The sequence below is a fragment of the Nocardioides sp. Iso805N genome, from assembly GCF_000364605.1.
In the GTDB taxonomy this organism is placed as follows: domain Bacteria; phylum Actinomycetota; class Actinomycetes; order Propionibacteriales; family Nocardioidaceae; genus Nocardioides.
In genome coordinates, this window is sequence record NZ_KB822576.1 from 76,028 (window position 1) to 98,646 (window position 22,619).

Below are 22,619 nucleotides of genomic sequence, written 5' to 3' on the forward strand. Positions count from 1 at the left end.
CGGGCCGGCCGTCCGGTGTCGCTGTACTCACTGCGTGCCTTCCTTGCGGGGTTCAGGGGTGTCGATCTGCGCGACCGGGGTGGCCTCGGTGCTGCCTGCCTCGAGCTGCGGAGTGGGGTCGTCGTCGGTGCTCGCTAGCCGGGGTGATGGGAAGCGCTCGCGCAGCCGGACCTCGGTCTCGGCCCTGCCGCTGGCGACCTCCTCGCGGAAGAGCCGCGCACCGAGGCCGAGCGCCTGCCAGCGATCGCGCAGTCCATCGGGCGTGAGCACCTCAGCCGCGCGTCGACCTCGGATCGCCGCGTAGATGCCGGCACCGGCGCCTGCGGCGAACCAGAATCCTCGCCTCATGATCAGGCGACCCCCTCGTCGGCGGCGCCGACGCGAATCTCGGTCGCGGGCGACGGCGGATCACCCGCGGTGCCGGCGAACGCTGCACCGGCCCGGTGACGGGCGCGATACTCGCGCAGCGCCTCCTTGACCTCGAGCTTGCGGTCCTTGCGGCTGCGCTTGACCTCGCGCTTCATCTCGAACCGGATGCGGTTGCGCGTCTCCGGGGCGAGTGCGCGCCGCAGACCCTGCACGAGCGAGGCCGTCTGCACCACCGTCTCGCGCACCACCGCGTCGGCGAACGCCGGCGCCTTGAGGCTCACGGTCGCTCGTTCGGCGCCGCCGGTGTCATCGGCACCGGTCGGCTCGAGCGTTCCCAGCCGCGTGATGACGAACTCGCGATCATCCACAGGACGCTCGGCCCGGACGGCGGGCGCCGTCACTCGTTCCAGTACGGCGAGGCGTTCACGCAGCTCGGTGAGGCCCTGCTCGGCCGCCTCTTCGCGCCGTACGGATGCGGCCAGCGCACGCCGCCAGGCGAGCACCGCGACCAGTGCCAGGGCAGCCGCGACCACCGCCACCAGGGCGAGGGTGATCGAGAGCGCGGTCATGGCCCCCGACCCTATCGCGCACCACCACGAATGATCGCGCGGATGCGCTCCCAACGCTCCTTGACCGCCGCCTCGGCGCCGTGGCTGGTCGGCTGGTAGTAGGCCGCTTCCTCGACGGCGTCGGGTGCGTACTGCTGCTCGGCGATGCCGAACGGCTCGTCGTGCGCGTACTTGTAGCCCGAGCCGTGACCGAGCTTCTTGGCCCCGCCGTAGTGCGCGTCGCGCAGATGAGCGGGCACCTGCCCGATCTTGCCGGCCTTCACGTCGGCGATCGCCGCCGAGATCGCGGTCGTGACCGCATTCGACTTCGGCGCCACCGCGAGCGCGATGGTGGCGTGGGCGAGTGTCAGCTGCGCCTCCGGCAGGCCGATCAGCTGCACAGTCTGGGCGGCCGCGACAGCGGTCTGCAGCGCCGTCGAGTCTGCCAGCCCGATGTCCTCGCTCGCCAGGATCATCAGACGGCGCGCGATGAACCGTGGGTCCTCCCCCGCCTCGAGCATCCGGGCGAGGTAGTGCAGCGCAGCGTCGGCGTCCGAGCCGCGTACCGACTTGATGAAGGCGCTGACCACGTCGTAGTGCTGGTCGCCCTGGCGGTCGTAGCGCACCGCCGCCTGGTCGACGGCAGTCTCCGCCGACTCCAGATCGATCTCGACCGGCCCGTCGGACGCGGCCCGGCCGCCCAGCCTAGAGCGGGCCGCACCTGCGGACGCCTCCAGGTAGGTCAGAGACCGCCGCGCGTCCCCCCCGGCGAGCCGCACCAGGTGCTCGAGCGCCTCGTCGCTGATGGTGAGTCGTCCGCCCAGCCCGCGCTCGTCGGTCAGCGCACGCTGCAGGACGCCCCGGACGTCGTCGTCGGTGAGCGACTCCAGCCGGAGCAGCAGGCTGCGGGAGAGCAGCGGGCTGATCACCGAGAAGAACGGGTTCTCGGTCGTGGCCGCCACCAGGGTGACCCAGCGGTTCTCCACGCCGGGCAGCAGCGCATCCTGCTGCGCCTTGCTGAATCGGTGCACCTCGTCGACGAAGAGCACCGTCTCCCGCCCTGTCCGGACGAGATCGGCACGGGCCGCGTCGATCGCCGCCCGCACCTCCTTGACACCTGCGCTGACCGCCGAGACCTCGACGAAGCGACGGTTGGTCTGCCGCGAGACGATCGAGGCGATCGTGGTCTTGCCGGTGCCCGGCGGACCCCACAGCAGCAGCGAGAGCGACTGGTCGCCCTCGATCAGCTGGCGCAGCGGGGAACCGGCCGCGCGCAGCTGTGCCTGCCCGACCAGCTCGTCGAGGGTGCGCGGACGCATCCGAACCGCCAACGGAGCCGCCGCGTGGTCCGCGTCGGAGAGCGACCCGCCCTCCGTTGTACGTGGCCCACGCGGCGGCTCGTCAGCGATCTCAAAGAGCCCATCCACGATTACGCAGTATGGATGGTCCGGTTCCCAAGGTCGAACCAGGTGTTGCTGAAGCTCGGACCGGTCGGGAGTTCGACCGGGCTCGCGCCCGGGTCCGGGGTGCCGTGGTTGTCCACACCCAGCAGCCGTGAGGTCACAGGCGTCTCCGGAGCCTTGCCCATCTCGCCCGGGAAGTGGCAGGCGACCTTGTGCCGCGGACCGATCTGCAGCAACGGCGGCTCCACCTTCGCGCAGATCTCCTTGGCGATCGGGCAGCGCGTGCGGAACCGGCAGCCGGAGGGCGGGTTGATCGGGCTCGGCACGTCCCCGGTGAGCCGGATGCGCTCGCGGCGGCCGCCCAGCGTGGCCTGCTTGACGTCGGGCACAGCAGAGAGAAGCGCCTGCGTGTACGGGTGATGAGCGTGGCCGTAGATGCTTTCCCGGTCGCCGATCTCGACGATCTTGCCGAGGTACATCACCGCGATCTCCGGGCAGAAGTGGCGTACGACGGCCAGGTCGTGGGCGATGAACAGGAACGCGATCCCGAACTCCGTCTGCAGGTCCTGCAGAAGGTTGATCACCTGGGCCTGGATCGACACGTCGAGCGCCGAAACCGGCTCGTCGGCCACGAGCAGCTTCGGCTGCAGGGTCAACGCGCGGGCGATGCCGATGCGCTGGCGCTGGCCGCCGGAGAACTCGTGCGGGTAGCGGTTGTAGTGCTCCGGGTTCAGCCCGACGATCTCGAGCAGCTCCTGGACCCGACCGAGGACCTTGTTCTTCGGCAGCACGTTGTGGATCTGCAACGGCGCGCCGATGATCGAGCCCACCGTGTGGCGCGGGTTCAGCGACGTCGCCGGGTCCTGGAAGATCATCTGGATGTCGCGACGCAACGGCAGCATCTGGCGCTGCGAGAGCTTGGCGATGTCGTGGCCCTCGAACTCGATCTGGCCGCCCGTCGGCTCGTAGAGCCTGGTGATCAGCCGACCGGTCGTCGACTTGCCACAGCCGGACTCACCCACGAGGCCGAGGGAGCCGTTGGTCGGCACCTGGAAGGAGACCCCGTCGACGGCCTTCACGTGACCGACCGTACGACGGAAGAGTCCAGGGCTCTTGACCGGGAAGTGCATCTTCAGGTCGTTGACCGTCAGGACCGGAGGCGCCGACAGGTCCGCCGTCATCGCGGCGTGACCCTCCGCCTTCAGGACGTTCTCGGCACTCATCGCTGCTCCTCCGCCAGGTCAGGCGCGATCGCGGGCAGGACTTCGACCGCATACACCTCGTCCGGGTTGGCGAGGTGGCATCGCTTCGTGTGGTTCCGGCCGTCCGCTACAGGCAACAGCTCGGGCATCTCGGTGAAGCACAGGTTGCCAGGCACCTTGTCGCGGTGGGTGCACCGCGGGTGGAAGGCACACCCGCTCGGCGGGTGCAGGAGGCTCGGCGGGTTGCCCGGGATCGGGATGAGCTTGGCATCGACGTCACCGGTGACGTCGGGCACGCTGGAGAGCAGCCCCCAGGTGTACGGCATCTCCGGCCGCACCAGGATCTCCGCGGTGGGGCCGTACTCGACCGCGCGGCCGCCGTACATCACCAGGACGTCGTCGGCCATCTCCGCCACGACGCCGAGGTCGTGGGTGATGATGATGATGGCCGAGTTGAACTCGCGCTGCAGGTCCTGCAGCAGATCGAGGATCTGCGCCTGGACGGTGACGTCGAGTGCCGTCGTCGGCTCGTCCGCGATCAGCAGGCCGGGGTCGTTGATGAGGCTCATCGCGATCATGGCGCGCTGCCGCATGCCGCCGGAGAACTGGTGCGGGTAGTCGTCGACGCGTCGCGAGGGCTGCGGGATGCCGACCCGGTCGAGCATCTCGATCGCGCGAGCCCGGGCGGCGCGTCGCGAGACGTTGTTGTGGACGCGGTAGGCCTCGGCGATCTGGTTCCCCACGGAGTAGTAGGGGTGCATGGCCGAGAGCGGATCCTGGAAGATCATCGCAACGTCCTTGCCCCGCTTGCGTCGCATCTCCTCGTCGGAGATCGTCAGCAGGTCGACGCCGTCGAGCAGGATCTCACCGGAGACCTGCGCGTTGGTGCCGCGGTGGAGACCGAGGATCGCCGAGCTGGAGACCGACTTGCCCGAGCCCGACTCGCCCACGATGCCCAGCGTCTTGCCGCGAGAGACCTCGTAGGACAGACCGTCAGTCGCCTTGACGACGCCATCGGAGGTGGGAAAGTGGACGACGAGGTCGCGGACCGTGAGGTAGCTGCGTGACTGCTCAGTCGACATGGGGACGGCTTTCTCTGCTGGTGTGCTCATGGATCGTCGTCAGTCCAGCCTGACCCGCGGGTCGATGTAGGCATAGAGGATGTCGACAACGATGTTGGCGATGATGACGAAGGTAGACAGCAGCAGGACGATGCCGACGATGGTCGGCAGGTCCTGTCGCGAGTTGGAGGTCACGGCGAGCAGGCCCAGGCCGTGGAAGCCGAAGACATCCTCGGTGATGATCGCGCCGCCGAGCAGGATCGCCAGGTCAAGGCCGGCCATCGTGACCAGCGGCGTGAGCGCCGCGCGCAGGGTGTGCTTGAACATCAGCGGGACCTTCTTGACGCCCTTGGCCTTGGCCGTACGGACGTAGTCCTCCGTCGAGGCCTCGATGATGAAGGCTCGGCTCATCCGGGCGTACGCCGCCATGTAGAACAGCGCCAGCGTCACGGCAGGGAGGATGAGGTTGGTGAACCAGAGGCCCGGACTCTGCGTGAGCGGCACGTAGACCGGCAGCGCGAAGATCTGCCACTTGATGGCGACGAAGCGCAGCAGGAGGGACCCGACCACGAAGGTCGGGAAGGCATAGAAGATCAGCGACAACCCGACGATGCCGCGATCAAGGAACGATCCCTTGGTCATGGCGGCGATGATGCCGAAGAGCAGACCACCGATGATCCAGAAGACGAACGCCACCAGCGCGATCGAGACCGAGATCGGGATCGCCGATTTCAGCACGTTGTTCACGGTGTCGGTGTTGACCATCGAGTAGCCGAGGCAAGGTGCCGCGCAGTGGGTGACGAGGTCGGGGTTCTCCTCGCGCACCTTCTTGTCCAAGGGGTAGTCGCGGCCGACCACGATGCCCGCGAGGAAGCTTCCCCACTGGGTGAGGATCGGCTTGTCGTAACCCAGCGCCTTGCTGGTCTGTTCGATCTGTGCCGGGGAACAGACCTTGCCACAGGCATTCCGCGCCGGGTCGAATGCGCCGGAGAAGAAGAGGATGAACGTCACCAGACTCATCACGATGAGCAGGGCGACGCCTATCACGGCCCGACGCACGATGTAGGCAAACATGGGTTCAGTTGCACCTTGCCGCTCAGGACCGATCGGTGCGGGGCGAAACGCCGGCGGCGCCTGCCCCGCACCGATGAACGGTCATCGAGTGGTGAGGGTGGCGACCGAGGTCATCGGTCGCCACCCGTCGCCATTACTTAACGTTGATCCCGCCGAGGTCGGGGTAGCCGTTGGAGGACGGCGTCTGCAGGTAGTTGGTCACGTTCGAGCCGTGGAGCAGGTTGAACACCTGGTTCTCCAGCGGCACGTAGGCGTAGTCCTTACCCAGCTGTGCGTCGGCCTTCTGCAGGGCGGTGGTCTGGGCGTCCAGCGTGGACGCGTTCTGCGCCTCGTCGACGAGCTTGTTGAACGCCGGCGAGTTGTACTGGCCGTAGTCGTTCTGGCTCGAGGTCTTGGTCAGGTTGATCCGGCCGTCGAAGAGCGGCGGCGTGACCGTGATGGCGGACGGCCAGTCGGCACCCCAGCCGGCCCAGTACAGGTCGCCGTTGTTGGACGGCTTCTGGATGGTGGAGTAGTAGTTGTCCGCGTCGATGCCGGTCAAGGTGACCTTGAAGCCGGCCTGCTCCCAGGAAGACTTCAGCGCAGCGGCCTGCTTGTCAGCCGTGGTCGTCTTCTCGTACATGAAGTTGATCGGGTACGGCGTCTTCACGCCGGCCTGCTGCAGGAGCTGCTTCGCCTTGGCCGCGTCACCCGACAGCGGCGCGTTGAACGCCGGGTTGGGCTGGTAGCCGTGGACGACAGGGTTCACGATCGAGTGCGCCGGCAGGTAGGCCTTCGAGCCGCCACCCGCGTCGATCCACGCCTGCGGGCTCGTGGCCTCGTACAGGGCCTGGCGAACCAGCGGGTTGGAGAGCCGCTTCATGTTCATCTGCAGGTAGTCGATGTACGGCGAGGAGACCGACGTCAGTCGGCTCTTCACCGAGTCGCTGTTCAGCTGGCTGAACCGGCTCGACGGCACCGAGCGGTCCGTCACGGCGTTCTTGTCGTTGCCGGTGTCGGCGATCAGCCGGTCGGCGATGGTCTCGGCGTCCGAGGTGACCTGGAAGACGATCTTGTTCGGCAGCGCCTTGCGCACCGTCGTGGAGTCGGTCGCCGCGTCGTAGTTGGGGTTGCGCACGAAGGTGCCACCCGTGTTCTGGTTCCACGTGCCCTGGAGCTCGTAGGGGCCGTCGGAGAAGACCGAGTAGTTGGACTTGTCGCCCTGGTCCTTGTCCTGGCGGTACGGGTCCATCATGTGCAGCGCCGCGATGGCCAACGGGAAGTCAGGCCACGGCTTCTTGAAGTCGTAGGTGATGGTGTTGCCGTTGCAGGTCACGGCCTTGTCGAACGCGGCCTGACCGGCCTGGTTCGCGGCGGACTTGTCGTAAGGACCGGCGTAGATCGAGGAGCCGTCCTTGTTGGTCGGGATGTTGAGGTAGGCGACCAGGTAGTTCGGGCCACCGGGAATGACGCTCTGAGCGAAGACGCGCGACGCGCCGTACTTGAGGTCGTCGCAGGTGATCGCCTTGCCGTCCTGCCACTTCACGCCGTCCTTCAGCGTGAACTGCCAGGTCTTCGCGCCGTTGGAGGACGTGCCGGTGTTGGTGGCGAGGTCCGGAACGGGCGTGACGCCCGCGGTCTTGTCGGCGCTGTCGGGGAACGTCACCAGCTGCCGGTACACCAGACGCGACAGGTTCGTGATGTCGCGACCGATGTAGACGCGCTGCGGGTCGAGGTGCTCAGGCTTCGCCGACGTCTGCGTCAGGTAGTAGAGCGTGCCCTTGGCAGCGCTGCTGGAGCTGCCACCGCTGCCACCGGCACCGCCGCAGGCCGCCAGAGCGCCCACCGAGAGTGCCGCAATGGCACCCACTACGGCGACTCGCCTTCGATTCGTGGTCATTCTTTCTCCTTGTGTGGCTGGCGCCCCCGATGGGCGGCGCACGTCCCCCGGTGGGGGAGGTACATAGATGGGGTCTGCGGCTATCGGCCGGACTTGGGGTCCAGCGCGTCACGCAGCCCGTCACCGAGCAGGTTCAGACTGACGACGATGACCACGATCATGACGGCCGGGATCCAGAAGTAGAGCGGATCACCGAGGATCCAGGTCGTCGCGTCGGCCAGGACGTTGCCCAAGGTGGGCAGCGGTGCTTGCACGCCCACGCCGAGGAAGCTCAGTGCGGCCTCGGCAGAGACGTAGGACGGAAGCAGCAGCGTGGTCTGCACGAGCAGAGGCGCCCAGACGTTCGGCAGGATCTCGCGGAAGTAGATGCGGCTGTTCGACGCGCCGATCGAGCGAGCAGCGTCGATGAACTCCCGCTCGCGAATCGACAGCACCTGGCCGCGCACCAGACGCGCGACCGAGGGCCAGCCGAAGAGGCCCAGCACGACGATGATGTAGACGGCGTTCGCCAGGTTCCCGTGCAGGTGCAGGGAACTGTTGAAGAACGCGATGATCGGCGCTGAGAGCGCCAGCAGCATCAGGGTCTGCGGGAACGAGAGGGTCAGGTCGACCAGCCGGCCGATCACCCAGTCAAGGGCGCCGCGCGAGTAGCCGCTCATGATGCCCAGGACCGCGCCGATGACGACGGAGACCACCGTCGCGCACAGGCAGATCGCGAGCGAGAAGGAGACCCCGAGCCACACTCGGGACAGCACGTCCCAGCCCGTGCCGGGCACCACGCCGAGCGGGTGCGAGGCACTGATGCCGCCGTGGGCACCCGTCGGCAACCCGCCGTTGGTGTTGTCGATGAGGTCCTGGTGCAGCGTGCTGTAGTCCAGCACGCCGAGCTTGACCAGGATGGGCGCGAGAATCGCACCGATCACCAGGAGGGCGACCACCACAAAGGAAGCCATCGACAGCTTGTCGTGGCGGAACCGATCGACCGCGAGGCGCATCGGCGACTTGGCCGCCGTCGTCTCCCCGGCAATGACGACTCCAACCTCGGAGCGCTGTTCTGTCTCCGTGGGGCTGATGGCCATGCGTACCTCGTGGCTGCTCGGGTCAAGACGGACTGGTCCGGCACATCCAGCTACACGACGTCTCCCGACCATGCGGTCGCGTCGAAGCCGATGCAACTGATTGATGCACCGTAACGACTTTAAGTGACGTCGGACTCCCCTGCGACCACCTGGCGGTAACGATCTGGTCTCAACCTGTTGCGGCGCCGTTTCACAGGATGTGTTCCGGCGCCGCAGCGAGTGCCCCTACAGGTTCTTCGGTGTGACCGGGTCCACACCGGCTTCCTTGCGCTGCTCAGCCGTGATCGGAGCCGGTGCTGCGGTGAGCGGGTCGAAGCCCCCGCCGGACTTGGGGAACGCGATGACCTCGCGGATGGAGTCGGTCTTGGTGAGGTGCTGCAGGACGCGGTCCATGCCGAGCGCGATGCCGCCGTGCGGCGGTGCGCCGAACTTGAACGCGTCGAGGAGGAAGCCGAACTTCTCGTCCGCCTGCTCCTCGCTGATCCCCATCACGTTGAAGACCCGCTTCTGGATGTCCTCGCGATGGATACGGATGGAGCCGCCACCGAGCTCGGTGCCGTTGCAGACGATGTCGTAGGCGTAGGCCAAGGCAGAGCCCGGGTCGGTGTCGAAGGTCTGCTCGAACTCCGGCTTCGGACCGGTGAACGCGTGGTGTACGGCGGTCCAGCTGCCCGCGCCGACGGCCACGTCACCCGACGCGACCGCGTCCGCGGCCGGCTCGAACATCGGCGCGTCGACGACCCAGGTGAACGCGAACGTGTCGGGGTCGAGCAGGTCGAGCCGCCGACCGATCTCGACGCGTGCAGCACCGAGCAGCGCCCGGCTGGGCTTGGTGGCCCCTGCCGCGAAGAATGCGCAGTCCCCCGCCTTGGCGCCGAGGTGCGCGGCCAGGCCGGCCTGCTCAGCCTCGGAAAGGTTCTTCGCGACCGGGCCGCCGAGCGTGCCGTCCTCGTTGAACAGCACGTAGGCGAGGCCGCGCGCGCCGCGCTGCTTGGCCCAGTCCTGCCAGGCGTCGAGCACCTTGCGGGGCTGGCTGGCACCGCCCGGCATCACGACGGCGCCGACGTACTCGGACTGGAAGACCCGGAACGGCGTCTCCTTGAAGTACGCGGCGCACTCGACGAGCTCCAGCCCGAAGCGCAGGTCAGGCTTGTCGGAGCCGTACTTGGCCATGGCGTCGGCGTACGTCATCCGCGGCAGCGGCGTGGCGACCTCGACGCCGATGGTCGCCCACATCGCCTTGACCACGTCCTCCATCATCTCGATGACGTCGTCCTGGTCGACGAAGCTCATCTCGATGTCGAGCTGGGTGAACTCCGGCTGCCGGTCGGCGCGGAAGTCCTCGTCGCGGTAGCAGCGCGCGATCTGGTAGTAGCGCTCGAGCCCGCCGACCATCAGCAGCTGCTTGAACAGCTGGGGGCTCTGCGGCAGCGCGTACCAGCTGCCGGGGTGGAGGCGCGCCGGCACCAGGAAGTCGCGAGCGCCCTCGGGCGTCGAACGGGTCAGGGTCGGCGTCTCGACCTCGACGAACTCGCGCCGGCCGAGGACCTCGCGGATGGCCTGGTAGACCTTCGAGCGCAACCGGATGGCAGCGGCCGGGCCGGAGCGGCGCAGGTCCAGGTAGCGGTACTTGAGCCGGACGTCCTCGCCCACCTCACCGGCACCGTGGGCGGCGGCGTCGTCGATCGGGAACGGCAGCGGGGCGCTGGCGTTGAGGACCTCGAGGTCGGAGACGACGACCTCGATCTCGCCGGTGGCGAGGTTGGGGTTGACGTTGCCCTCCGAGCGGGCGACGACCTCGCCGGTCACCTTGAGGCAGAACTCGCTGCGCAGGCTGTGCGCCAGCTCCTCGTCGCGGATCACGAGCTGGACCACGCCGCTGGCCTCGCGCAGGTCGATGAAGGCGACCCCACCGTGATCGCGGCGGCGGGCCACCCACCCGGCGAGGGTGACGGTCTGGCCGACGTGCTCGACGCGGAGGGTTCCGGCGTCATGGGTGCGGATCACTTCTTCATTTCCTTACGTTGACTGGTCAGTTCTGGCGGGTCGAGTGGTCAGTTGTCGCCGGTCGAGGCGTCGGTCGCGACGACCACGCTCGGGCGGAGGTCTGCCTTCGGAGGCTCCCACGTCGCAGCATCGGCGGCCACCTGATTGCCGCTGCGGATGTCCTTGACCTGGTGACCCTCTGCGGTGTCGAACCAGACGTAGGGGATGCCGCGGCGCTCGGCGAAGCGGATCTGCTTGCCGAACTTCGCTGCGGTCGCGGCCACCTCGCAGGCGATGCCGCGCGCGCGCAGCGCCGTGGCGGTGGCGTCGGCGGCCGGGCGGGACTCCTCGTCGTTGAGCGCGACCAGCACGACCGACGGCACCTGCCGATCGGCCGTCAGGAAGCCTCGCTGGACCAGCGGGACGAGGACCCGGCTGACGCCCAGGGAGATCCCCACGCCGGGGTACGTCGTACGCCCGTCGGAGGCCAGCGCGTCATAGCGGCCCCCGCTGCAGATCGAGCCCAGCGACTCGTAGCCGTCCAGGCGGGTCTCGAAGACGGTGCCGGTGTAGTAGTCCAGGCCGCGCGCGATCGAGAGGTCGGCGATCACGCTGACCTTGTCGGTGTTGAGCGGCGCGCACGCGCGGATCAGCGTGGCCAGCTCGTCCAGGCCCTCCTCCAGCAGCTCGCCGCTGACACCCAGGGCGCGGACCCGCTCGACGAAGGAGTCGTCGCCGGCCGAGATGGTGGCCAGCCCCAGGCAACGGTCGGCCTGCTCGTCGGTGAGGCCGGCCTCACCGACGAGGAGCTTCTTCACCTCGGCGACGGGCAGCTTGTCGAGCTTGTCGATGAGACGCATGACCTCGTCGACGTCGGGGGCGCCGAGCGCAGCGTAGAAGCCCTGGATCAGCTTGCGGTTGTTCACCTGGAGGCGGAAGCCGGGAAGACCGATCGAGTCGGAGCCGGCGAGCTGAGCCAGGGCGTCGAGCATGACCCGCGTGACCTCGACGTCGTGGTGGAACGGCAACACGTCCTTGCCGACGATGTCGATGTCGGCCTGGGTGAACTCGCGGAACCGGCCCTCCTGCGGCCGCTCGCCGCGCCAGACCTTCTGGATCTGGTAGCGGCGGAAGGGAAACTCCAGCTTGCCGGCGTTCTCCAGCACGTAGCGGGCGAACGGCACGGTGAGGTCGAAGTGCAGGCCCATGCCCGCGTCGCGGCCGCCGTCCTCCTCCTGGAGGCGGCGCAGGACGTAGACCTCCTTGGAGGTGTCGCCCTTGCGCAGCAGCTGGTCCATCGGCTCGACCGCGCGGGTCTCGACGTTGGCGAAGCCGTGCAGCTCGAAGGCGCGCGCCAGGGTGGCGATCACCTGCTGCTCCACGAAGCGCTGCGCGGGAAGGAACTCGGGGAAGCCGGAGAGCGGTGTCGGCTTGGTCATCGGGACGGCCTCGTGCGGTAGTCAGGTCCTGCAGGCTGCATCCCTGCAAGATGCGGGTTGGTGGCGCGCTCGCGCCCGATCGAGGTCTGCTCACCGTGGCCCGGGAGCACGACGATGTCGTCGGGCAGGGTCAGCACCTTCTCAGCGAGGCTGCGCAGCATCGCGGCGTGATCGCCGCCGGGCAGGTCGGTGCGGCCGATGCTGCCGGCGAAGAGCAGATCGCCGGAGAACATCACCTCGGAGATCTCGGCACGCTGCGCCGGATCCGGCGCAGAGTACGGCGTCCGGAACGTCACCGAGCCCTCGGTGTGTCCGGGCGTGTGGTCGACGACGAACCGCAGGCCCGCGATCTCCAGGGTCTGCCCGTCGGTCAGCTCCTGGACGTCGTCGGGCTCGGCCCAGCTGTAGTCGCCGCCGAGCAACATCCGGGTGGTCTCGGGCGACATGCCGCTCATTGGGTCCGCGAGCAGGTGGCGGTCCTTGGGATGGATCCACGCGGTGGCGTCGTAGGCCCCGGCGACGGGCGCCACCGAGAACATGTGGTCGACGTGACCGTGGGTGACCAGGACGGCGACCGGCTTGAGCCGGTGCTCACGGACGACCTGGGCGACCCCGTCCGAGGCGTCCATGCCAGGATCGATCACGACGCACTCGGTCCCGGGGCCGGTGGCGGCGACGTAACAGTTCGTTCCCCACGGGCCCGCGGGGAAGCCGGCGATCAACACTCCGCAACCCTATCGAGCGCAACCGGGCGCCGCCGCATCGACACCTCTGACTACGATGGGCACCCGCGGGCCAGAGCGGACCGGGGAGCAGCACAGGATCAGCCGACGAGAAGGACGACCAGTGACGAGCGAGCAGTGGGGCCGGGTCGACGACGAGGGCACGGTCTTCGTGCGCACCGCCGACGGCGAACGTGCGGTCGGCCAGTATCCCGAGGGCACGCCTGAGGAGGCGCTGCACTTCTTCACTGAGCGCTACGCGGCTCTCGCCTTCGAGGTCGAGCTGCTCGAGAAGCGTCTCCACGGCGCCAAGCTCAGCCCCGAAGAGGCCAGCGAGTCGATCAAGAACGTCCGCGCCCAGGTGACCGACGCGAACGCCGTCGGGGATCTGGCCTCTCTGGCTGCTCGCCTGGATGCGCTCACCCCCCTGATCGCGGCTCAGCGCGAGGCCCGCAAGGCTGAACGAGCGGCGAAGTCGGCCGAGGCACGCACCGAGAAGGAGCGGGTCGTCGGCGAGGCCGAGCGTCTTGCCGAGGGCAACGACTGGCGCAACGGAGCCAACCGGCTGCGCGAGCTGCTCGACCAGTGGAAGGCACTCCCCCGCATCGACCGTGCCAGCGACGACGCGCTGTGGCGGCGCTTCTCCACCGCCCGCACTGCCTACACCCGTCGTCGCAAGTCGCACTTCGCCGAGCTCAACGAGAAGCGCGAGGGCGCCCGTGCCGTCAAGGAGCGCCTTGCCGCCGAGGCCGAGGCGCTCGCCACCTCGACCGACTGGGGCGCCACCGCCGGTCGCTACCGGGACCTGATGCGACAGTGGAAGGCCGCCGGCCCGGCCCCCAAGGACATCGACGACGCCCTGTGGAAGCGATTCCGCGGCGCCCAGGACCTCTTCTTCGGCGCTCGCGACGAGGCCAACGCGGCCGTAGACGCCGAGTTCGCCGGCAACGCCGAGGTCAAGGAGCAGCTCTTGGTCGAGGCCGAGGCGCTGCTGCCCCAGATCGAGGCCGGCGGCGACAACTTCACTGCCGCGAAGGCCGCCTTCCGTGACATCGCCGAGCGGTGGGATGCCGCCGGCAAGGTGCCGCGGGAGCGCATCCGCGACCTCGAGGGGCGCATCCGGAAGGTCGAGCAGGCGATCAAGTCCGTCGAGGACGAGCAGTGGCGCAAGTCCGACCCGGAGAAGTCGGCCCGCGCCGACGACATGATCAGCAAGCTCACCGACGCGATCGCCAAGGTCGAGTCCGACCTCGAGAAGGCCAGGGCCGCCGGTGACACCAAGAGGATCGCCTCGTTGGAGGAGAACCTCGAGTCGCGCAAGCAGTTCCTCGAGATGGCCAGGCGCGCCTCGGCTGACTTCAGCTGATCCGCCGAGAGGTCACCTTTCGCGTCTCGAGAGGTCAGTTTCTGCGTCTTGAGTGGCCGCTACCGGTTCGGTAGCGGCCACTTCTCATCCACACGTACGCCGCCGGGCGCGTTGATCCACAACCCGTAGATCCACTCGCCCACGGTCGGCTGGCCGTGTGGACGCTGAGGGCATGACCATCGTCGTACTGCCCACGGAGCCGTTCACCGTCGCCGATCTCGTCCGCCTCGGCCTGAGCGCCGCCGACCTGCGTCGCGCACTGGCGCACGGCCGCGTTCGGCGCGTGCTGCGAGGGGTCTATGTCAGCAATGAGATCGGCGATTCGATCGAGCTGCGCACCGCGGCCCTGCACCTCGTCGTCGGCCCCGCGCACGTGATCGTCGATCGGACAGCGGCCTGGCTGCACGGGATCGACTCCTTTGCCACCACCGAGCTCGACGCGGGGGCGCCGATCGAGGTGTGCGCGCTCCGCGGGCACACCCGCAGTCGACTCAGCGGAGCTCGCGGTCGCACGCGCGATCTTCATCCAGATGACGTCATGGAGATCGACGGTCTCAGGGTGACCACGCCGTTGCGCACAGCCTTGGACCTCGGCTGCCACCTGCGACGCCGTGAGGCGTTCGCCGCCCTGTGCGACATCGCCCGGCAGCACGACGTCGACATTCCCGAACTGGTGCGAGGGGCCGAGCGGTTCGGGCGCCGCCGCGGGGTGCGCCAGCTGCGCGAGCTGGCGCCACTGGTGCTACCGACGGTCGAGTCGGCCCGCGAGGCGTGGACGCTGCTGGCCATCCACGATGCCGGCCTACCGTTGCCCGAGGCGCAGGTCTGGATCGACGCCGACGCTGAGAGGAGATTCCGGTTGGACTTCGCCTATCCGCAACAGCGTGTCTGCGTCGAGTACGACGGTGTCGAGTTCCACGACGCTACGGACGAGCAGCGGCGCTACGACCGCGAGCGTCGCCAGTGGCTGCGCGAGCATGGCTGGACGATCATCGTGGTGCGCTTGGGTGACTTCACCGGCGAGGGACTCGACCGATGGCTACGCGAGCTGCGCAGCGCCCTCGCCTCGACGTACACGACCCGGCGGTGGTGAGTCGGCCGCCCAGCCCGTGGAAACTGACCTCTCGAGCCGCAGAAAGTGACCTCTCGGCGTCAGGAGGTCACGCGGTAGGCATCGAAGACGCCCGGAACGTTGCGGACAGCCTTGATCACCGTGTCGAGGTGCTTGGCGTCTGCCATCTCGAAGGAGAACCGCGACTTCGCGACCCGGTCGCGCGAGGTGCTCAGCTGCGCCGAGAGGATGTTCACGTGGGCGTCGGAGAGCGCCATCGTGATGTCCGAGAGCAGCCGGGAGCGATCGAGCGCCTCCACCTGGATGTTGACCAGGAAGGTCGAGGAAGAGGTCGGCGCCCACTCGACGTCGATCAGCCGCTCCGGCTGGTTCTTCAGCTCGGCGGCGTTCGTGCAGTCCAGCCGATGCACCGAGACCCCGCCACCCTTGGTGACGAAGCCCAGGATCGGATCGGGCGGCACCGGCGTACAGCAGCGGGCGAGCTTGATCCACACGTCCGCGCTGCCCTTGACGATGACTCCGGCATCGCCGCCGGTGGCGATCTTGGAGCGTCGCGGCCGAGTGATCGTGACTGCCTCGGCGAGGTCCTCGGCCGCACCCTGGTCGCCGCCGTGCTCATCAACGACCCGACGAACCACCGCCTGCGCGGAGAGGTTGCCCTCGCCTACCGAGGCGTAGAGCGCACTGACGTCGGCGATGTTGAAGTGCCGCGCGGCCAGGGTGAGCGACTCGTGGGACATCAGCCTCTTGAGAGGCAGGCCCTCCTTGCGCATCAGCTTGGCGATCGCGTCCTGGCCCTTCTCGATGGCCTCCTCGCGACGCTCCTTGGTGAACCAGGCGCGGATCTTGGAGCGAGCGCGGTTGGACTTCACGAAGGAGAGCCAGTCGCGCGACGGCCCCGCAGTGGGCGCCTTGGAGGTGAACATCTCCACGACGTCGCCGTTGTCCAGCGTGGATTCGAGCGGCACTAGTCGGCCGTTGACCCGGGCGCCGATGGTCTTGTGGCCGACCTCCGTGTGCACCGCGTAGGCGAAGTCGACCGGGGTCGATCCGGCCGGCAGCGCGATCACGTCCCCGCGCGGGGTGAAGACGTAGACCTCCGCGCGGTTCATCTCGAAGCGCAGCGACTCCAGGAACTCGCCCGGATCCTCGACCTCGGACTGCCAGTCGAGCAACTGCTTGACCCAGCCCATGTCGTCGACGTCGGCACGCTTGTCCGTGTCGACACCGGTGCGGCCGTCCTCCTTGTACTTCCAGTGCGCGGCGACGCCGTACTCGGCGCGGCGGTGCATGCCGAAAGTACGGATCTGCATCTCGACCGGCTTGCCCTGCGGGCCGATCACCGTCGTGTGCAGCGACTGGTACATGTTGAACTTCGGCATCGCGACGTAGTCCTTGAACCGCCCCAACACCGGATTCCAGCGCGAGTGCAGCACACCGAGGACGCTGTAGCAGTCGCGGTCCTCGGCCACGAGGATGCGGATGCCGACCAGGTCGTAGATGTCGGAGAAGTCCTTCCCGCCGACGATCATCTTCTGGTAGATCGAGTAGTAGTGCTTCGGCCGGCCCGTGACGGTGGCCTTGATCTTGGCCTCACGCACGTCGTTCTCGACCTGGCTGATCACCTGCGCGAGGAACTGGTCGCGTGAGGGCGCCCGCTCGGCCACCAGCCGCACGATCTCGTCGTAGATCTTGGGATGCAGGGTGGCGAAGGCCAGGTCCTCCAACTCCCACTTGATCGTGTTCATGCCGAGCCGGTGGGCCAGCGGCGCGTAGATGTCCAGAGTCTCGCGCGCGGAGCGCTCCTGCGACTTCTGCGGCACGTAGCGCAGCGTGCGCATGTTGTGCAGCCGGTCGGCCAGCTTGATCACCAGGACCCGGATGTCCTTGGACATCGCCACGATCATCTTGCGGATCGTCTCGGCCTGGGCGTTCTCGCCGTACTGGACCTTGTCCAGCTTGGTGACGCCGTCGACCATCACCGCGACCTCGTCACCGAAGTCCCGGCGCAGCTCGTCGAGGGCGTAGGGCGTGTCCTCGACAGTGTCGTGCAGCAGCGCAGCGACGAGCGTCGCCTCGGTCATCCCGAGCTCGGCGAGGATGGTCGTCACGGCGAGCGGATGGGTGATGTAGGGATCACCGCTCTTGCGCAGCTGCCCCTCGTGCAGGCGCTCGGCCGTCACATAGGCGCGCTCGAGCAGCGCCAGATCGGCCTTGGGGTGGTTGGCGCGAACCGCTCGGAAGAGCGGCTCCAGCACCGGGTTGGCTGCGTTGTTGCGCTGACCCATCCGGGCCAGCCGCGCCCGCATGCTCCGGCCCGATGGTGCCGAGGACCCTCCCTCGCGCACCCGCACCGCCCGCTCGCGCGGTGCAGCGGCAGCGCGTTCCTCAGTCATGCAGTGAGTCTAGTCAGAAGTCCGGAGCCCGCGGCTCACACCCGCATCAACGCGGTCACCGGTACGTCGTCGCCGATGGCTGCGCGACCATCCAGCGCGTCCAGCTCCATCAGCACCGCGACCCCCACCACCTCCGCGCCGCTGCGGCGGGCGAGGTCGACGGTGGCGGCCACCGTGCCACCCGTCGCCAGCACGTCGTCGATGAGCAGCACCCGCTCCCCCGGCGCCACGGCGTCCTGGTGCAGCTCGAGGGTGGCGTTACCGTACTCGAGCGAGTAGGAGACGGCGTGCGTCTCGCGCGGCAGCTTGCCGGCCTTGCGCACCGGGACGAACCCGGCGCCCAGGGCCAGCGCAACGGGCGCGGCAAGGATGAACCCCCGGGCCTCCATGCCGAGCACCTTGTCCACGACCGGCCGGCCGGCCTCGTCGCGGCCGGCGGCGGCCAGTGCCTGGACGACCTCGGTGAAGCCGTCGTGGTCGGCCAGCAGCGGCGTGATGTCCTTGAAGACGACCCCGGGCTCGGGGAAGTCGGGGACGTCGATGATGAGCCTGTCCAGTGTCTCCGTCAGCGTCATCGCGTTCACTTGCCGCGCTTGGAGCGGGTCTGGCGCGAGGGCTGCGGGCGACCAGCGGCACCGCTGTCGCGCACCGGGCCGCGGGTCTGCGGCGCCGTACGACCTCGGAAGGCGTGCTCCTCGGGCGCGTTCGCCTCGGCCGGCGGCTCACCGTTGTCGTCGACCTCCATGCCCTCCGCGAAGGACGGCACGTGGGCGTAGGGGTCAGCCTGCTTGGCCCGCTGGGCGGCGCGCCGCTCGGAGTCGACGACGTCCTTCTCACGCGACTTGAGCTGCACGAACAGCGGGGTGGCGATGAAGATCGAGGAGTAGGCGCCGGCGGCCATGCCGACGAACAGCGCGAGCGCGAGGTCCTTCAGCGTGGACGTGCCGAGCTGGACAGCGGAGACCCAGAGGATCGCGGCGACCGGGATGAGCGCCACGATCGAGGTGTTGATCGAGCGGACCAGGGTCTGGTTCACCGCCAGGTTGCAGGCGGCGGCGAAGGAGCGCTTGGTGGCGCGCAGGTTCTTGGTGTTCTCCTTGATCTTGTCGAACACCACGACCGTGTCGTAAAGCGAGAAGCCCAGGATGGTCAGGAAGCCGGTGACCGTCGCGGGAGAGACCTCGAAGCCCACCAACGCGTAGATGCCGACGGTGATGATCACGTCGTGGGCCAGTGCCACCAGCGCCGCGACGGACATCTTCCACTGCCGGGTGTACATCGCGATGAACACGGTCACCGCGATGAGGAAGACGATCAGGCCCTGGACCGCCTTGGTCGCGACTTCCTTGCCCCAGCTCGCCCCGACGTGGTCCTGACTGATGTCGTCCGTGGTGGCACCGGTCGTCGACTTGATCGCCTTGAGGACCGTGTTGTTCTCCGTGGTGGAGACGGACTTGATCTGGATGATCAGGTTGTGGGCGCCTGCGGTGGTGACGGTCGGGTCGGCGGCAGCCTCGACGCCAGTGTTACCGACGGAGGTGCGCACCTTGTCGGCGAGTGGCTGGTCGGCTGACCCGGAGACGGTCACGGTGTACTGGGTGCCGCCGGTGAACTCGAGGCTCATGTTGAGGCCCCGGACCGAGAGACCCACGATCGCGGCGACGATCACGACGGCGGAGATGGCGTACCAGGTCCACCGACGGCCGACGAAGTCGATCGACTTCTTGCCGGTGTAGAGCTGGTTGCCGAGGCGGGTGAACTTACTCATCAGGCACGGCCTCCGACGGTGATGCGGTCGATGCCGAGAGCCTCTGCATCGAGACCGGAGAGCCGGTGACCGCGGTTGAAGAACTTGAAGTGGGAGAGCCACTTGATCATCGGGTGGGTGAAGAAGAAGAACACCACCAGGTCGATGATCGTGGAGAGGCCGAGCGCGAAGGCGAAGCCCCGCACGTCACCGGCTCCGAAGATGTAGAGGATCAGTGCGGCGAGGACGGACACACCGTCTGCCGCCAGACACGTCGACCGGGCGCGCACCCAGCCGGCATCCACAGCCACGCGCATCGACTTGCCGTCGCGCATCTCGTCCCGGATGCGTTCGAAGTAGACGATGAACGAGTCAGCCGTGATGCCGACCGCCACGATCAGACCGGCGATACCGGGCAGGTCGAGGGTGAAGCCCGCGCCCTTGCTCAGCAGCAGCACCATCGCGTACGTCGAGGCGCCAGCGATGATCAGCGAGCTGATCACGACCAGGCCGAGACCGCGGTAGTAGATCAGGCAGTAGAGCATCACCAGCAGCAGGCCGATCGCACCGGCCCACAGGCCGGCCGAGAGCTGGTTGCCCGCCAGCGAGGGGCCGACGGTCGTGTGCGAGATGCCGTTCTCCTTGTCGAAGGCGACCGGCAGGGCACCGAACTTGAGGTTGTTGGCCAGGGCGGTGGCCGTGTCCTGGGTGAAGTTGCCGCTGATCTCCGCGCTGCCGCTGATCCGGCTGTCGGCGGTCGCCGCCGAGATGACCTGACCGTCGAGAACGATGGCGAACAGCTGGTTGGTGCCGGCGATCGCGCCGGTGGCGTCGGCGAACGCCTTGCGGCCGGCGCCGTGGAAGTCGAGCGTGACGACGTAGTTGACGCCGGTCTGCGGGATCCCGGCGCTGGCGTCGCTGACCTGGGTGCCCTCGATGATCGCCGGGGAGAGCAGGTACTTCTGACCCTGGGCGTCACAGGTGATCAGCGGCTGGCTCGGGTCGTCGGTGACGTTCGGGGCGCCGCTGGTGGGGCAGGTGTAGGCGTCGAACTTCGCGACCTCGTCGGCGGGCGGGTTGTTCATGAAGGCGACGGCGTCGTCGACACTCACGTCGTTCTTCTGGTCCGGCGTGCCGGACGTCGACGGAGTCGCCGAGGCCGACGGGCTCGCGGAGGCGCTGGGCGCGGCCGAGGCGGTCGCGGACGGCGTCGCGGCGGCCGCCTTCTGCTGCATCTTCGCCTTGGCCTTCTTGGTGGCCTTGTGGTCGAAGCCGAGGCCGGCGCGCTGGGCGCCGGTGCTGCTACCGCCGGTCGTGCCCGTGCCGCCGGTCGTGCCCGTGCCGCCGGTGACGCCGGAGGTGCCACTGCTGGTCGAGCTGGTGGCACACGTGTTCTGGCAGGCGACCAGGCGGAAGCGCAGCTGCGCGGTCTGGGAGACCTCGTTGACCAGGTCGTCACGGCTCTTGCCGGGGATCTCGACGACGATCTGGTTGCCGCCCTGCGTGGTCACCTTCGCAGCCGTCACACCGGAGCCATTGACGCGCTGGTCGATGATGTTGCGGGCTTCCTTCATCGCCTCAGCGCTGGGGTGCCCCTTGGCGATCATCATGATCCGGGTGCCGCCCTGGAGATCCAGGCCCAGCTCAGGCTTCCAGCTGCCGCCCAGGGCCACCAGGCCATAGGCGATGGCCAGGACCAGGAAGAACACCCCGAGGGTGCGACCCGGCCGACTGGTCTTGCTTGCCATCACTCATTCTCCTTCGGCTCGGCGGGCTCGACCTCGGCGCTCGGCTCGACCTCGGGGGTCGGCTCGGTCTCCTCGGTCGGCTCGCCGAACTCTTCGGGCAGGACCCGGCCGATCGCCGCGCGGACGACCTTGATCGCCACCTCGTCGGCGATCTCAACCAGGACGTAGTCATCGGTGATCTCACGGACGGTGCCGAAGATCCCCGAGGTCAACATGACCTTGGTTTCAGGAAGAAGCTCCGCCTGCATCTGCTGGGCCTGGCGCTGTCGCCTCTGCTGCGGCCGGATCAGGAGGAACCAGAAGACCGCGACGATGAGGATGAGGGGCAAAATGGTCAGCACGACGCTACTCAGACTCCAGTGATCGGGGATTCAGGCAGGCCTGCGGCCAGCCGACGCGCAAGTGTAGCCGTGCCGACCCGAGAGAACGTCACGCACGCCACACGTGGCTCACTCGTCGAGCAGTGTTTCCCAGCCGTTCGCCGCCCCCAGCGGCGCCGACAGACCCAGGTGCGCCCACGCAGCGGGGGTCGCGACTCGCCCGCGTGGTGTCCGGGCCAGGAAGCCGTTGCGCACCAGGAACGGCTCGGCGACCTCCTCCACGGTCTCCCGCTCCTCGCCGACGGCGACGGCCAGCGTGGAGACGCCCACTGGTCCCCCGCCGAACCGGCGGCAGAGTGCGTCGAGCACGCCGCGATCGAGCCTGTCCAGGCCCAACGCGTCGACCTCGTAGAGATCGAGCGCCTTGCGCGCGATGTCGAGCGTGACCACGCCGTCAGCCCTGACCTGGGCGTAGTCGCGCACCCGGCGCAGCAACCGGTTCGCGATTCGCGGCGTACCTCTGGATCGGGAGGCGATCTCCGCTGACCCCTCAGCGTTCACCTCGACGCCCAGCAGGCCGGCCGAACGGCGCACGATGAGATCGAGCTCGTGCGGCTCGTAGAACTCAAGGTGTCCGGTGAAGCCGAACCTGTCGCGCAGCGGTCCCGGCAGCAGGCCCGCGCGGGTGGTGGCGCCGACGAGCGTGAACGGCGGCAGCTCGAGCGGGATAGCGGTCGCACCAGGACCCTTGCCGATCACGACGTCGACCCGGAAGTCCTCCATCGCGAGGTAGAGCATCTCCTCGGCAGGGCGCGACATCCGGTGCACCTCGTCGACGAAGAGAACGTCGCCCTCGTTGAGGCCGCTGAGGATGGCCGCCAGGTCGCCGGCATGGGTGATGGCAGGGCCGCTGGTCAGTCGCAGCGGCGAGCTCATCTCCGCAGCGATGATCATCGCCAAGGTGGTCTTGCCGAGGCCGGGCGGACCACTGAGCAGGACATGGTCCGGAGCCCGTCCTCGCTGCTTGGCCGCTTCCAGCACAAGCCCGAGCTGGGCACGCACGCGACCCTGGCCGACGACCTCGTCGAGGTTGCGGGGGCGCAGCGCCGCCTCGATCGCGCGCTCGTCACCCTCTGCCTCGGCGGCGGTCAACCGCTCGAGGTGAGCACCCTCGGCGGCCTGGAGCTCATCCTCGTGGAAGGGCATGC

General features: G+C 68.4%; 19 protein-coding genes. 2 read left to right on the forward strand and 17 right to left on the reverse strand.

Annotated elements, in window-relative coordinates; translation table 11 throughout:
• Window positions 1-27 precede the first annotated feature (27 nt).
• From H036_RS0104595 to H036_RS0104645, 11 genes are all read right to left on the reverse strand, one after another.
• Complete coding sequence (locus tag H036_RS0104595; protein ID WP_017933603.1) at window positions 28-348, reverse strand: DUF6167 family protein; 321 nt, start codon at window positions 346-348, stop codon at window positions 28-30.
• Window positions 349-350: 2 nt separating this feature from the next.
• Window positions 351-938 carry a hypothetical protein gene (locus H036_RS0104600; RefSeq protein WP_017933604.1) on the reverse strand — a complete coding sequence of 196 codons (588 nt, stop codon included), beginning with the start codon at window positions 936-938 and terminating at the stop codon, window positions 351-353.
• A gap of 11 nt (window positions 939-949) precedes the next feature.
• Complete coding sequence (locus H036_RS0104605; protein ID WP_017933605.1) at window positions 950-2,236, reverse strand: AAA family ATPase; 1,287 nt, start codon at window positions 2,234-2,236, stop codon at window positions 950-952.
• Window positions 2,237-2,346: 110 nt separating this feature from the next.
• Window positions 2,347-3,543, reverse strand: coding sequence for a dipeptide ABC transporter ATP-binding protein (locus H036_RS0104610; RefSeq protein WP_017933606.1), 1,197 nt, complete (start codon window positions 3,541-3,543; stop codon window positions 2,347-2,349).
• On the reverse strand, window positions 3,540-4,604 hold the full coding sequence (locus tag H036_RS0104615; RefSeq protein ID WP_017933607.1) for an ABC transporter ATP-binding protein: 1,065 nt from the start codon (window positions 4,602-4,604) through the stop codon (window positions 3,540-3,542). Before H036_RS0104615 ends, H036_RS0104610 begins: the two co-directional genes overlap by 4 nt.
• 39 nt (window positions 4,605-4,643) lie before the next feature.
• Complete coding sequence (locus tag H036_RS0104620) at window positions 4,644-5,657, reverse strand: ABC transporter permease (RefSeq protein ID WP_017933608.1); 1,014 nt, start codon at window positions 5,655-5,657, stop codon at window positions 4,644-4,646.
• 133 nt (window positions 5,658-5,790) lie between these two features.
• Window positions 5,791-7,536 carry an ABC transporter substrate-binding protein gene (locus H036_RS0104625; RefSeq protein WP_026145786.1) on the reverse strand — a complete coding sequence of 582 codons (1,746 nt, stop codon included), beginning with the start codon at window positions 7,534-7,536 and terminating at the stop codon, window positions 5,791-5,793.
• Window positions 7,537-7,616: 80 nt separating this feature from the next.
• Window positions 7,617-8,615 carry an ABC transporter permease gene (locus H036_RS0104630; protein WP_017933610.1) on the reverse strand — a complete coding sequence of 333 codons (999 nt, stop codon included), beginning with the start codon at window positions 8,613-8,615 and terminating at the stop codon, window positions 7,617-7,619.
• Window positions 8,616-8,840: 225 nt separating this feature from the next.
• Window positions 8,841-10,622, reverse strand: coding sequence for an aspartate--tRNA ligase (aspS, locus tag H036_RS0104635; protein ID WP_017933611.1), 1,782 nt, complete (start codon window positions 10,620-10,622; stop codon window positions 8,841-8,843).
• Window positions 10,623-10,669: 47 nt separating this feature from the next.
• A complete protein-coding gene (hisS, locus tag H036_RS0104640) occupies window positions 10,670-12,040 on the reverse strand; it encodes a histidine--tRNA ligase (protein ID WP_017933612.1) in 1,371 nt (456 codons plus the stop codon).
• Window positions 12,037-12,765, reverse strand: a complete 729-nt coding sequence (locus H036_RS0104645) for an MBL fold metallo-hydrolase (RefSeq protein WP_017933613.1) — start codon at window positions 12,763-12,765, stop codon at window positions 12,037-12,039. The genes hisS and H036_RS0104645 overlap by 4 nt, the downstream gene beginning before the upstream one ends.
• Window positions 12,766-12,886: 121 nt before the next feature.
• Here H036_RS0104645 and H036_RS0104650 point away from each other — a divergent pair, with 121 nt between their 5' ends.
• Together H036_RS0104650 and H036_RS0104655 are read left to right on the forward strand one after the other, a co-directional pair.
• Window positions 12,887-14,128, forward strand: coding sequence for a DUF349 domain-containing protein (locus tag H036_RS0104650; RefSeq protein ID WP_017933614.1), 1,242 nt, complete (start codon window positions 12,887-12,889; stop codon window positions 14,126-14,128).
• Window positions 14,129-14,300: 172 nt separating this feature from the next.
• Complete coding sequence (locus H036_RS0104655; protein WP_017933615.1) at window positions 14,301-15,221, forward strand: type IV toxin-antitoxin system AbiEi family antitoxin domain-containing protein; 921 nt, start codon at window positions 14,301-14,303, stop codon at window positions 15,219-15,221.
• Between the two features lie 59 nt (window positions 15,222-15,280).
• On the opposite strand, the gene H036_RS0104660 is transcribed toward H036_RS0104655, so the two are convergent.
• The 6 genes from H036_RS0104660 to ruvB form a co-directional block, all read right to left on the reverse strand.
• Window positions 15,281-17,509: a RelA/SpoT family protein gene (locus H036_RS0104660; protein WP_017933616.1), complete on the reverse strand. Its 2,229-nt coding sequence runs from the start codon at window positions 17,507-17,509 to the stop codon at window positions 15,281-15,283.
• 122 nt (window positions 17,510-17,631) lie between these two features.
• Window positions 17,632-18,171, reverse strand: a complete 540-nt coding sequence (locus H036_RS0104665; protein WP_026145787.1) for an adenine phosphoribosyltransferase — start codon at window positions 18,169-18,171, stop codon at window positions 17,632-17,634.
• Window positions 18,172-18,176: 5 nt separating this feature from the next.
• Window positions 18,177-19,364, reverse strand: a complete 1,188-nt coding sequence (gene secF / locus H036_RS0104670; protein WP_017933618.1) for a protein translocase subunit SecF — start codon at window positions 19,362-19,364, stop codon at window positions 18,177-18,179.
• Window positions 19,364-21,091, reverse strand: a complete 1,728-nt coding sequence (gene secD / locus H036_RS0104675) for a protein translocase subunit SecD (protein ID WP_017933619.1) — start codon at window positions 21,089-21,091, stop codon at window positions 19,364-19,366. The genes secF and secD overlap by 1 nt, the downstream gene beginning before the upstream one ends.
• Complete coding sequence (yajC, locus tag H036_RS21785; protein WP_157417058.1) at window positions 21,091-21,432, reverse strand: preprotein translocase subunit YajC; 342 nt, start codon at window positions 21,430-21,432, stop codon at window positions 21,091-21,093. The genes secD and yajC overlap by 1 nt, the downstream gene beginning before the upstream one ends.
• Before the next feature lie 108 nt (window positions 21,433-21,540).
• Window positions 21,541-22,617 carry a Holliday junction branch migration DNA helicase RuvB gene (gene ruvB, locus H036_RS0104685; protein WP_017933621.1) on the reverse strand — a complete coding sequence of 359 codons (1,077 nt, stop codon included), beginning with the start codon at window positions 22,615-22,617 and terminating at the stop codon, window positions 21,541-21,543.
• Between the last annotated feature and the right edge of the window lie 2 nt (window positions 22,618-22,619).

Coding starts and splice junctions, on each gene's coding strand:
- H036_RS0104660 (WP_017933616.1), bottom strand. CDS start 17,509: ATGCGGGCGCGGCTGGCCCGGATGGGTCAGCGCAACAACGCAGCCAAC.
- H036_RS0104620 (WP_017933608.1), bottom strand. CDS start 5,657: ATGTTTGCCTACATCGTGCGTCGGGCCGTGATAGGCGTCGCCCTGCTC.
- H036_RS0104655 (WP_017933615.1), top strand. CDS start 14,301: ATGACCATCGTCGTACTGCCCACGGAGCCGTTCACCGTCGCCGATCTC.
- H036_RS0104610 (WP_017933606.1), bottom strand. CDS start 3,543: ATGAGTGCCGAGAACGTCCTGAAGGCGGAGGGTCACGCCGCGATGACG.
- secD (WP_017933619.1), bottom strand. CDS start 21,091: ATGGCAAGCAAGACCAGTCGGCCGGGTCGCACCCTCGGGGTGTTCTTC.
- H036_RS0104625 (WP_026145786.1), bottom strand. CDS start 7,536: ATGACCACGAATCGAAGGCGAGTCGCCGTAGTGGGTGCCATTGCGGCA.
- H036_RS0104665 (WP_026145787.1), bottom strand. CDS start 18,171: ATGACGCTGACGGAGACACTGGACAGGCTCATCATCGACGTCCCCGAC.
- H036_RS0104630 (WP_017933610.1), bottom strand. CDS start 8,615: ATGGCCATCAGCCCCACGGAGACAGAACAGCGCTCCGAGGTTGGAGTC.
- hisS (WP_017933612.1), bottom strand. CDS start 12,040: ATGACCAAGCCGACACCGCTCTCCGGCTTCCCCGAGTTCCTTCCCGCG.
- H036_RS0104595 (WP_017933603.1), bottom strand. CDS start 348: ATGAGGCGAGGATTCTGGTTCGCCGCAGGCGCCGGTGCCGGCATCTAC.
- H036_RS0104600 (WP_017933604.1), bottom strand. CDS start 938: ATGACCGCGCTCTCGATCACCCTCGCCCTGGTGGCGGTGGTCGCGGCT.
- H036_RS0104615 (WP_017933607.1), bottom strand. CDS start 4,604: ATGTCGACTGAGCAGTCACGCAGCTACCTCACGGTCCGCGACCTCGTC.
- ruvB (WP_017933621.1), bottom strand. CDS start 22,617: ATGCCCTTCCACGAGGATGAGCTCCAGGCCGCCGAGGGTGCTCACCTC.
- secF (WP_017933618.1), bottom strand. CDS start 19,364: ATGAGTAAGTTCACCCGCCTCGGCAACCAGCTCTACACCGGCAAGAAG.
- H036_RS0104605 (WP_017933605.1), bottom strand. CDS start 2,236: ATGCGTCCGCGCACCCTCGACGAGCTGGTCGGGCAGGCACAGCTGCGC.